This is a genomic window from Variovorax sp. 01T439_2 (genome assembly GCF_056398445.1).
Map to the genome: position 1 here is coordinate 1 of NZ_JBFTPJ010000183.1, position 8,674 is coordinate 8,674.

The following is an 8,674-nucleotide window of genomic DNA, read 5'->3' on the forward strand; positions in this document are numbered from 1 at the left end:
GTGCCAGGAAGGCCTCGCGCCATTCGGCGGTCTCGGCGGGGTCGGGGTCGTGCGAGAGCGGCGCGTCGGGCAGCAGCGCGCGCATCTGGTCGGCGGAAATGGGGGCGTTCATGCCGGCACTTTAGGCCGCCATGCGGCAAATTAGCTACCGGTACAGCCAATTCCATGCGAGCGTCGCAGCATAAAATTCCGGCAATTCTTTATTTTGCGGCATTTCATGCAACTGGACACGATCGACCTGCGCATCCTCGACGAGCTGCAGCGCGACGGCGCGCTGTCGAACGTGGAACTCGCGCGCCGCGTGCACCTGTCGCCCTCGCCGTGTCTCGCGCGCGTGAAGATGCTCGAGGCGAATGGCGTGATCGACCGCTACGTGGCGCTCGCGAGCGCCAAGGCGCTGGGCCTGGGGCTCAACGTGTTCATCTCGATCAGCCTGACGACGCAGAGCAAGCAGTCGCTCGCCGACTTCGAACAGCGCATTGCCGAGCACGACGAGGTGATGGAGTGCTACCTGATGACGGGCGACAGCGACTACCTGATCCGCATCGCCGTGGCCGACATGGCGGCGCTGGAGAAATTCATCCTGGAACAGCTCACGCCGATTCCAGGCATCGAGAAGATCCGCTCGAGCTTTGCGCTCAAGCAGGTGCGCTACAAGACGGCGCTGCCGCTGCCCCGGTAGGAAGCAGCGGCAGCGCGCGGCCGATCAGAGGCCGATCAGGCCGCCGTCGTCCCTGGTGATGACCACCGTGGCCGAGCGCGGGCGGGCGCTGCCGCCTTCGGGCCAATGGCTGCCGAACTTGGTCGGGTCGCCGATGCTCGCCGCGGGGGTGGTTTCGCCCGGATGCTGGATGTTGACGAACAGCGCGCGGCCGTCGCCCGACTCGGCAATGCCGGTGATCTCGCAATCCTTCGGGCCGACCAGGAAGCGGCGCAGGCCGTCGGCGCCGGGCGCCTTGCCCACGAAGGTGTCCTGCGTGCGCGTGGTGGCGCCGTCGACGTTGGTGATGGTCCTGGCGCCGGACACGTTGATGTCGGCCGAGGCGGTGGCGCGCGCGCCGAACAGGTACACGTCCCACTTGAAGGCCAGCGCGGCGGGGTCGCCGCCCTCGTCCGCAAAGCGCACGATGTGGCCGTTGGGGTTGCCGGTCTGCGCGGTGGCGGTGGGGCCCTTGGGGTCGTTGTAGAAGCGCGGGTTGGCGCCATCGGTGGCGGTGATGGGGCGCGAGGCGGCGTTGGTGTTGGTGAGGGTGACGTAGACCTCGCCGGTCTTCGGGTTGACGGCCGTCCACTCGGGGCGGTCCATCCTGGTGGCGCCGGCGGCGTCGGCCGCGAGGCGCGCGTTGACCACCACGTCGGCCGCGTCGGCAAAGGCGTAGGCCGGATTGCTCGCGGTGATGCCGTTCACGCCGAGCTTCAGCTCGAGCCACGCGCCGGTGCCGTCGGCGTTGAACCTGGCCACGTAGAGGCGGCCGTCGTCCATGTACTTGTCGCCGGCCGCGGTGCCGCCGCCCACGTCGGCCGCATCCCAGTTCTTCGTCGAGACGAACTTGTAGATGTACTCGTTGCGCGAGTCGTCGCCCATGTACCAGACCAGCGGCTTGCCGACCACGACCGGGCCGAGGCAGGCGCCTTCATGGCCGAAGCGGCCGAGCGCGGTGCGCTTCTTGGGGGTGCTCGCGGGGTTGAAGGGATCGATCTCGACCACCCAGCCGTAGGTGTTGGCGCCGTTGCGGAAGTCGTCGGTGGCGGTGGCGCCGACCACCTGGGCGTTCCAGCGGCCATAGAGGTTGTCGGCCGTGTCGGGCGTGACGGTGGCCCAGAGTTCGCGGCCGGTGCTGGCCACGCCGTAGCGGGTGAACGCTGCAATTTCCTTCGCCGTGCGGCTGGGGTCGTCGGTGGCCTTGATGCGGCGGAAATAGCCGGCCCAGTTTTCTTCGCAGGTCAGGTAGGTGCCCCAGGGCGTGGTGCCGTTGGCGCAGTTGTTGAGCGTGCCGCGGGTCCTGCTGCCGTCGGTCGAGTACTTGGTCTTCAGGTAGTCGGTCTTGGCGGCCGGGCCCGAGAACGCCATTTCGGTCAGCGTGTGGACGCGGCGGTTGAAGCTCGAGTCCTGCTTGTAGCTCCAGGCGCTGCCGCTCTTGTTGATCTCGATCACGCTCACGCCGTGCAGGTAGAACTCGCGCAGCACTTCGTCGGCGGAGGTGCGCACCGCCGCATTGCCGGTGCCGCTGATGGTCTGGCCCGCGGGGTGCAGGAACAGCGGCGTGATGGCTTCGTGGTTCATCACGAGCAGGCCGCGCGCGGCGCTGGCGGCGTCCCACTTGTTCGACGCGTTCATGCCGAAGAAGGTCATGCCGTCGTGGTGGTCGCCGGCGCGCCGGTCGTAGGTGGCCGGATCGTCGGTGCCGTCGTTCTTGTAGGCCGCCACGCCCGCGGCGATCGGGTCGCCCAGGCGATAGAGCACGCTGGCGGTGTAGCCGGCGGGCACGGTGACCACGTCGGCCAGGCCCTTGGCCACGGCATTGAAGCCGAGCTTCATCGGCGTGGGCGCCGGTGCGGGGGTCGGTGCAGGCGCCGGCGCGGGAGCGGGTGCCGGTGCGGGCGGAATGATCGGGAAAGCCGTGCCGCCGCCCCCGCCGCCGCCGCACGCCTGCAGCAGCGCGGTGCCGGCAGTGCCGACGCCCAGGCCGAACAGATGGCGACGGCGGAGGCGCGAGGCGATCAGGTCGGTGAAGGAGGGGTTCGCAGTGGGATTGGTGCCAACGTCGTCAAGATCGATGCCGTTGTCGTCGGTACGGGTGTTTGCGGTCATGCGCAATCGCTTTCGTGGGTTGAAAAGGAAATCAACCCGCGAAGTTAGGCAATTCGCATGACACCCGCGTGAAACGCTCAGCTCGCGGTCAGGCGCATCTGCTTGGCGCTCAGGGCGCGGGCGTTTGCCTTGGCCACAGCGCCCACAGGCGCAGCGGCTGGTTCATGCTGGCGGCCAGGCGGCCCGCATCGGCGCCGGTGCCGGCAAAGTAGTCCGCGCGCACCGCGCCGACGATGGCGCTGCCGGTGTCCTGCGCCACCACCAGCTTCTGCAGCTGCGCCGCCGGCCCGCTCGACGCGAGCCAGACCGGCGTGCCGTACGGGATGCTGTCGCGGTCGACCGCGATGGAGCGCCCGGCGGTCAGCGGCACGCCCTGCGCGCCGCGCGGGCCAAAGGCCGCATCGAGCTCGCTCATGGTCTCCTCGCGGAAGAACACGTAGCGCGGATTGCTCCACAGCAGCTGCGTCACGCGCTGCGGGTTCTGCGCGGCCCAGGCCTTGGTGTCGTCGGGCCACTTGCCGATCTTGGTCACGCCCTGGCCGATCAGCCATTGCTGCACGCTCTTGTACGGCTGCTCGTTGGTGGCCGAGTACGCCACGCGCACGGTGCGCTGCACGCCGTTGGCCTCGGTGATGCGAAGGCGCCCCGAGCCCTGGATGTGCAGCATCAGGGCGTCGATCGGGTCGGCCATCCAGGCGATCTCGCGGCCGCGCAGCGCGGCCTGGGCTTCGGGCAGGGTTTCGATTTCCTGGCGGGTGTACCAGGGCCGCCGCGGCACCAGGCCGTCGGGCGCCTGGTAGATCGGAATGTTGAAGGCGGCGGTGGGCACGCGCGAGGCCTCGTACACCGGCTCGTAGTAGCTCGTGAGCTTGCCTTCGCTCGAGCCCGCGAGCGACTCGACGCGGTAGGGCTGCAGCCGCTCGGTCATCCACTGGCGCTGTTCCTCGGGCGTGGCGATGGCCAGCTGGCGCACCTCGCGGCACAGCGGCGCAAAGGCGGCGTTGGGCCGCGCGCAGTTGGCCAGGAGCGCAATCCAGGCTTCGTGCAGCGGGTCGTCGCCGAAACCCGGCAGCTCCGACCAGCCGACCGGCACCCACCGGCTCTTGGGATGCGCGAGCGAACCGGTCAGCGGTCCGAGCTCGCGCGGCGGCGTGGCGGCCGGCCGAGCCGGGGTGTCGGGCGCACGCGGGGCGACCGAGCAGCCGGCCAGCGTTGCTACGATCGCGAGCCCAACCAGCCACTGGAGTCCATTTCTCATGGGTTTGATTTTGCTTGAAGCCCTCGGGGCCGGGCTCGTATTCATCTTGATCGTCTGGTGGACCATGTTTTCCGGTCGAAAAAAAGGCGAGCTGCACGACGACGACGACGCCGCCGATGGCAAGGGAGCCAACGAAAAGAAGAATCTCCCGCCCGAAGCGTGAATTCCTTGCGTAGCCCGGGACCGCAGCGGAATGTCGGAGAACAGCCCAATAGCTATTACTTTAGTAGCAATCATCGCAGCAAACACGGGCCTTTGCAGAAAGTTTTCCTCTTTCCTGCAAGTTGGGAAGGCCGTACCATCGCATGCTCGCCGAGGCTAAGCTGTGGCCCGCCTGATTCAACCTTGAAAGGGATTGCCATGAAAAAGTTTGTACTCGCCACCACCGCTGCCGCCCTCGTCCTGTCCGGCTGCGCCGGCGGCATGACCGATACCCAGCGCAACACCGGCATCGGCGCCGGCATCGGCGCGCTCGGCGGCGCTGCCATCGGCTCCGCCACCGGCGGCAACCGCGGCGCCATCGGCACGGGGGCCGTGGTCGGCGCCGCAGCCGGCGCGCTCGGCGGCTACCTGTGGTCGCAGCGCATGGAAAACCAGAAGCGCCAGATGGAAGCCGCCACCCAGGGCACCGGCGTGGCCGTGACCCAAACCCCGAACAACGAGCTCAAGCTGCAGATCCCGAGCGACGTCTCCTTCGACGTGGGCCGCTCCAACATCAAGTCCAACTTCGCTCCGGTGCTCGACCAGTTCGCGAGCGGCCTGCGCAACAACCCGAACGCCGAGGTGCGCATCATCGGCCACACCGACAACACCGGTTCGGACGCCATCAACAACCCGCTGTCGGTCGACCGCGCCGCCAGCACGCGCGACTACCTGGTGGCGCGCGGCGTGAGCGCCGCCGCCTTCCGCATCGAAGGCCGCGGCTCGCACGAACCGATTGCCAACAACAACAGCGACGCCGGCCGGGCGCAGAACCGCCGCGTCGAGATCTACGTGGGCGAGCGCGCGCCGCGGGGCTGACCGGATCGGCTGATGCAGTAAATAAAAACAAAGCCGGCCGTGCGGGAGCGGCCGGCGCCCATCGTCATCGTTTCATGTTCACAAAGAGGGAAAACTCATGAGGAAGCTTGTTGTTTCGGGTGCGGCTGCGGCCGCATTGTTCGTTGCGGGGTGCGCCTCGCAATCGCCCGCGCCAGGATCGGCCGCCGCGCCGGCCGCCCAGGCGGCTGCACCGGCCAACAGCTGGACTGCGCGCCTGGCGGCGCTCAAGACCGAGCTGGAAAGTTCCACCAAGGGCACGGGCGTGGTGATCGAGCAGACCGCGGACAACCAGCTGCATCTCGTGGTTCCCAATGAACTGTCGTTCGACGTGGGCCGCGCCAACGTCAAGCGCAACCTGGCGCAGGTGCTCGACAAGGTGGCCGAAGGCCTGCGCAGCGCGGCCGCGGCCAGCGTGCGCGTGGTGGGCCACACCGACAACACCGGCAGCGAGGAAGGCAATGAGCGCCTCTCGGTGAGCCGCGCCGACAGCGTGCGCAACCACCTGGTGAGCCGCGGCGTCTCGACCACGGCCATCACCACCGACGGCCGCGGCTCGCGCGAGCCGATCGCCGACAACGCCACGCCGGCCGGCCGGGCCCAGAACCGCCGCGTCGAGATCTTCGTCGCGGAAAAGGTCTGATCTTCTAGAGATCCCGCAGGCGGTTGGCCAGCTCGACCGCCGATTTCACTTCCATCTTGTCGAACACGCGTGCGCGGTGGACCTCCACCGTGCGCACGCTGATGGCCAGCTGATCGGCGATCAGCTTGTTCGGCAGGCCCTCGACCACGAGCCGCATCACGTCGCGCTCGCGCTCGGTCAGTTCGGCGACGCGGCCGGCCAGGCTGCGCCGCACGCGCCGCACCTCCAGCGCCCGCAGCGAAGCGCCCAGCGCCTGCTCGATGCGGTCGACCAGGGCGTTGTCGGAGAACGGCTTCTCGCAGAAGTCGAAGGCGCCGCGCTTCACCGCATCCACGGCCGTGGGCACGTCGGCATGGCCGGTCAGGAAGATCACCGGCATGGCGTCCAGCAGGCCGCGCTCGGCGAGCCGGTCGAACAGCACCAGGCCGCTGGTGCCGGGCATGCGCACGTCCAGCAGCAGGCACAGCGGCTGGTCGGGCAGCGGGCCTTCGGCCAGGCGCAGCTCGAAGGCCTCGGCGCTCGCGAAGTGCTCGCTTTCGAGGCGGCGCGAGCGCAGCAGCCAGGCCAGCGYCTCGCGCACGCTGGCGTCGTCGTCCACGATGAAGATCAGGCCGTCGATCAGCGGTTGCATGTCATGTCGATTCCAGAAACGGGCACAAAAGCGCGGGGGTTGATCATGTACTCGGCAGGGTAAACCGGAACACGGTGCCCCGCGGCCGGTTGGGCTCGAACACCAGCACCCCGCCATGCTGCTCCACCACGGTGCGGCACAGGCTCAGGCCCAGGCCCATGCCGTCGGCGCGCGTGGTGAAGAAAGGCGTGAAGAGGCGGCCCGCCACCTCTTCGCTGATGCCGCAGCCCAGGTCGGCCACGGCAAACTCCAGCCAGCGGCGGGCATCCTCCGCGCCCGGGCCGCCGACCGCGACGACGCGCGAGACGCGCAGCCGCAGCACGCGCTCGCCCCGGTGTTCCGGCGTGTCCATGGCCTGCATGGCATTGCGCGCGAGGTTGAGCAGCACCTGCTCGACCAGCGTGCGGTCGCACACGGCCGGAGGCAAGCGGTCYTCGAGCACCACCTCGATGCTCACGCCGAGCTTGCGCGCCTGCAGCCGCACCAGCGGCAGCACCGCATCGATCAACGCCTGCGGCGCCACCGCCTCGCGCGTGCGGTCGCGGCGGCGCACGAAGTCGTGCACGCTGCGGATCACCTGGCCGGCGCGGTCGGCCTGCTCGGCAATGCGCCGCACCGCCATGGCCACCTCGGCCTGCTCGCCCTTGGCGTGCGGCCCGAGCATGTTGAGTGAGCCGGTCGCATAGCTGGCAATGGCGGCCAGCGGCTGCGTGAGCTCGTGGCTCAGCAGCGAGGCCATCTCGCCCACCGTGGCAAGCCGCGCGCTGGCCTGCAGCCGCTCCTGGCTGGCGCGCGAGAGCTCCTCGATGCGGCGCTGCTCGCTGATGTCGATGAAGGCGCTCATCCAGCCGGTCTGCACGCGGTGCGCGTTGATCAGCGGGGCCTCGAAGATGAGCACCGGAAAGCGCGTGCCGTCCTTGCGCATGAAGACCGACTCGAAGCCCTCGCGCGGCGGCATGCCGCCGGCCAGCCGGCGGGCCTGCCGCTGCTGGTATTCGTGCGCCAGCTCGGTCGGCCAGTAGGGCGCCTCGATGTCTTCGCCGCTGCCGGCCATCAGCTCTTCGGGGCTGAAGCCGACCATTTCGCAGAACGCGGGGTTCACGTAGGTGATGCGCCCCTGCAGGTCGCGCGCGCGCAGGCCGGTGATGACCGAGTCTTCCATCGCCTTGCGGAAGGCCAGCGCATCGGCCAGGTCGCGCTCGGCGCGCAGCCGGCGGCGCGTGTCGCGCGCAAGCAGCACCAGCACCGACACCAGCGCAATCGAGATGGCCGTGACCAGTGCCGTCAGCACGTTCGGAAAAAGATCGGGCGCGGCGCGCCAGCCGTCCACGCGCAGCATCAGCGCGGCGCCGGGCAGGTCGATCAGCTGCTGCGAGGTGAAGACGCGCGTCCCGGTGCGGCGCGAGGTGCCGAGCGCCACCAGGCGCGTGCCGTCGGCCTCGGTGAAGGCCACCTCCTGGCCGCGCGTGAGCGTGGGGCCGACCAGCTCGATGAGCGTGTCGCGCAGCGAGTAGCTCGCCACCAGGAAGCCGCCCGCGTCGATCGGCACGCACAGTTCCATCACCTCGACGCCGCCTCCGCCGAGGATCGGCACGTAGTGGCTCGGCGAATAGGCCGGCGCGCCCAGCTTGCGCGCGGCCGCGCAGGCGAGCCCCACGTCCGACTGGTCGGCGCCGCGGCTGTCCTCGGCGATCAGCCGCATGCGGTAGGGCGTGTTCACCGCTTCGAGCGGACGCAGCGCGGCGTCGCGCCATTCGAGCCGGAGCCATTCGCGGTGCTCGCGCAGCAGCGAGGCCGCGGCTTCGGGCCAATGCGTGCGGTCCAGGCCCGGGGCCTGGGTGGCGCGCAGGCTCTGGGCGTTGCGCTGCAGGCCGATGCGAAGGTCCGAAACCGCATCGGCGGTGTCGCGGTCGAGCGTGGCCTGCACCTGCTCGACCTCGTGCCGGCCCGCGAGCCACACCACGGTGACCAGCAGCGTCGACACCAGCACGGCCAGGATCAGCCAGAGAAACCAGCGCTGCCACAGCGAGCGCAGCCGCGCGAACGCCGACAGTGCCCACCGCGGCGGTGCGACAGTCAGGGCGGCCTCCTGCATCTAGAGCACGCTGTGCGAGAGCACGGGCAGCTGCGCGCGCACGCGCTCGATCTGCCCGGCGTCCAGGTCGAACAGCACCACGCCCTCTTCGCTCGCCTGCTGCGCCACCACCGTGCCCCAGGGGTCGACCACCATCGACTGGCCCCAGGTGTGGCGGCCGTTCTCGTGCGTGCCGCCCTGCGCGGGCGCCACCACCC

General features: G+C 69.6%; 9 protein-coding genes. 4 read left to right on the forward strand and 5 right to left on the reverse strand.

Annotation, left to right across the window (positions count from 1 at the left end):
• Positions 1–217 precede the first annotated feature (217 nt).
• Positions 218–682 (forward strand): Lrp/AsnC family transcriptional regulator, encoded by a 465-nt coding sequence (locus tag AC1DOC_RS11120; protein WP_015867889.1) that lies wholly within the window; start codon positions 218–220, stop codon positions 680–682.
• Between the two features lie 24 nt (positions 683–706).
• On the opposite strand, the gene AC1DOC_RS11125 is transcribed toward AC1DOC_RS11120, so the two are convergent.
• Positions 707–2,812 (reverse strand): PhoX family protein, encoded by a 2,106-nt coding sequence (locus AC1DOC_RS11125; protein WP_478129801.1) that lies wholly within the window; start codon positions 2,810–2,812, stop codon positions 707–709.
• 109 nt (positions 2,813–2,921) lie between these two features.
• On the reverse strand, positions 2,922–4,070 hold the full coding sequence (mltA, locus tag AC1DOC_RS11130) for a murein transglycosylase A (protein WP_015867891.1): 1,149 nt from the start codon (positions 4,068–4,070) through the stop codon (positions 2,922–2,924).
• On the opposite strand from mltA, the gene AC1DOC_RS11135 reads away from it, so the two are divergent.
• From AC1DOC_RS11135 to AC1DOC_RS11145, 3 genes are all read left to right on the forward strand, one after another.
• Positions 4,069–4,233: a hypothetical protein gene (locus tag AC1DOC_RS11135; protein ID WP_278879239.1), complete on the forward strand. Its 165-nt coding sequence runs from the start codon at positions 4,069–4,071 to the stop codon at positions 4,231–4,233. The genes mltA and AC1DOC_RS11135 overlap by 2 nt on opposite strands.
• A gap of 197 nt (positions 4,234–4,430) precedes the next feature.
• Positions 4,431–5,090, forward strand: coding sequence for a YiaD family glycine zipper/OmpA-like lipoprotein (locus AC1DOC_RS11140; protein ID WP_015867893.1), 660 nt, complete (start codon positions 4,431–4,433; stop codon positions 5,088–5,090).
• Between the two features lie 97 nt (positions 5,091–5,187).
• Entirely contained in the window at positions 5,188–5,751 is a 564-nt protein-coding gene (locus tag AC1DOC_RS11145) for an OmpA family protein (protein ID WP_015867894.1), read from the forward strand.
• A 4-nt stretch (positions 5,752–5,755) separates the two neighbouring features.
• On the opposite strand, the gene AC1DOC_RS11150 is transcribed toward AC1DOC_RS11145, so the two are convergent.
• The 3 genes from AC1DOC_RS11150 to AC1DOC_RS11160 all read right to left on the reverse strand — a co-directional run.
• Positions 5,756–6,382 carry a response regulator transcription factor gene (locus AC1DOC_RS11150; RefSeq protein WP_478129802.1) on the reverse strand — a complete coding sequence of 209 codons (627 nt, stop codon included), beginning with the start codon at positions 6,380–6,382 and terminating at the stop codon, positions 5,756–5,758.
• 43 nt (positions 6,383–6,425) lie between these two features.
• Complete coding sequence (locus AC1DOC_RS11155) at positions 6,426–8,477, reverse strand: two-component system sensor histidine kinase NtrB (RefSeq protein ID WP_478081774.1); 2,052 nt, start codon at positions 8,475–8,477, stop codon at positions 6,426–6,428.
• On the reverse strand, positions 8,478–8,674 hold a 197-nt coding region (locus AC1DOC_RS11160), incomplete at its 5' end, for a nitrilase-related carbon-nitrogen hydrolase (RefSeq protein ID WP_478129803.1).